Source organism: Streptomyces sp. NH27 (assembly GCF_056859195.1).
In genome coordinates, this window is sequence record NZ_JACEGK010000824.1 from 1 (window position 1) to 2,063 (window position 2,063).

The window sequence follows — 2,063 nt, forward strand, 5'->3', positions numbered from 1 at the left end:
CCCGGTGGATGCCACCGGGCGGCCGTTCGTGCCGCATGTTCCCGCCCGGACGCTACCCGGCTGGCACCAACAGCGGCTCCTGATCGGCCCGGTGGGTGAACCGTCCCGCGAGCAGCGTGCAGAAGACCGGCATGCCGGGCAGGTCGTGCGGGGCCGACCGGGCCGGGTCGCACTCGGTGACCACGAGGTCGGCGCGGTCACCGACGCGCAGCGTGCGGCGGCCGGCCGCCGCGGCGGCGAGCGCGTCGGGCATCCCGATCGCCTGCTCGGGGTGCCACTCGGGCCGCCCGTCCGCGCCGGTGCGGTGCACCGCCGCGGCGATGCCCGGCCACGGGTCGAGCGGCGAGACCGGCGCGTCCGAGCCGATCTGCAACCGCGCCCCGGCCCGCGCGAGATCGGCGTAGGCGAACGACCGCTCGGTGCGGCCGGCCCAGTGGCGGTCGGCGATGTCGCGGTCGTCCGCGGCGTGCGCGGGCTGGACACCGAGGACGAGCCCCGGCCGGGCGAAGCGGGGCAGGTCGGCCCGGTCGATCAACTGGGCGTGCTCGATCCGGCCGGGGCAGCCGACGTTCTCGAAGGCGTCCAGCGCGATGGTGTTGGCACGGTCGCCGATGGCGTGCACGGCACTGTGGATGCCGTGCCGTGCCGCGTACGCCATCAGCCGCTGCAACTCGGCCGGTTCCGTCTGGAGGATGCCGTACTCCTGCCCGGACGCGGTCACCCCCGGGTAGGGCTCGTTGCACAGCGCGGTACGGGTGTTGAGCGAGCCGTCGACGAAGAGCTTGAGCGGCCCCATCCGTACCAGGCCGCCGGTGCCCGGCAGCCGGTCGCCGGTGCGCAGGCCGAGGGCTATGGCCTGGTCCAGGTAGGCCGGGTAGACGGCGCAGGCGACCCGGATGTCCAGCGGCTGCCGGCCGGCCCTGCGGGTCCAGTCGGCGATGTTGTCGGCGTACTCGAAGTCCAGCAGGCCGACCACGCCGCGCGCTGCCGCCGCCCGGACCGCGTCGGCGACCCAGCGGTCGACGACCGCCGGATCGGCCGCGCTGAGCCGGGCCACCGCGTCCAGGCAGTCCGCCTCGCGCAACACCCCGGTCGGGTGGCCGTGCACGCCGAGGCGGTGCAGCGCGGCCTGGTTGAGCCAGGCGGTGTGCAGGTCGTTGCTGACCAGGGCGACGGCCTGGCCCGAGTCGTCGGACCAGGCGAGCAGGGCGGGCGCCGGGAGGTCGGGCCACAGCCCGTCGCGGAAGCCGAAACCGATCAGCGGCTCGTCCCGTGCGCGTTGCCCGGCCTGTGCGGCCTGTGCGGCCTGTGCGGCCTCGGCCATCGTCCGGGCCGCCGCGGCGGCGGACGCGGCGCCCGACAGGTCGACCCGGCGCCGCGCGCTGGCCCACTGCACCATGTGCACATGCGCGTCCCACAGCCCCGGCAGCACGGTGCGTCCGGCGGCGTCCACCACCTCGCCCGCGGTCCGCGCCAGGGCTTCGGCGTCGGGGGCGTCGGGGGTGATGGCGGCGATCCGGCCGCCGTCGATCATCAGGTGCGCGAGCGGTCCGCCGGAGCCGAGCCGGACATTGCGCAGCAGCACGCGGGCGGCCTGCCCCGCGGCCGGCCCGGTGGCGGTCTGCGGGTCAGTCACCGGGCACCAGCACCCGACGCATCGCCGCGGCCAGGGCCGGGTTGCCGTGCGGGCCGCTGTCGTCCAGGGCCTCGACCACCCGCCGCGCGACCTCGTACGGCTTGTCCTGGCCGAGTTTGTGCTTGCCGACCACCCGGCCGGGTCGCAGCCGGAAGGCCGTGGTGTGCGGGGCGATCTTCCGCGCGTAGTCCGCCACGCCGTCCAGCCGCCACGGCTCCGGCCGGTCGGCCTCGAAGTGCTCCACGGTGCGCTCCAGCACCCGGTAGCCCTCCGCGCCCTCCAGTACGGTGGGCCGGCCGTGCAGGTGCGCGACGACGAAGTTCCAGGTCGGCACGTACGGTCCGGCGCGGTAGCTGCTCGGCGAGATGTAGCCGCCGGGTCCCTCGACGATCACCACCACGTCGTGCGCGCCCAGTTCGTGCAGCTC

Annotated in this window: 2 protein-coding genes; both read right to left on the reverse strand. The window is 76.0% G+C overall.

Features of this window, described 5'->3' with window-relative positions:
• Positions 1 to 52 precede the first annotated feature (52 nt).
• Positions 53 to 1,636 (reverse strand): amidohydrolase, encoded by a 1,584-nt coding sequence (locus tag AC13HU_RS36230; RefSeq protein ID WP_483046244.1) that lies wholly within the window; start codon positions 1,634 to 1,636, stop codon positions 53 to 55.
• Positions 1,629 to 2,063: FMN-binding negative transcriptional regulator (locus AC13HU_RS36235; protein ID WP_483046245.1), on the reverse strand; the 435-nt coding region annotated here is incomplete at its 5' end. The genes AC13HU_RS36230 and AC13HU_RS36235, both read right to left, overlap by 8 nt.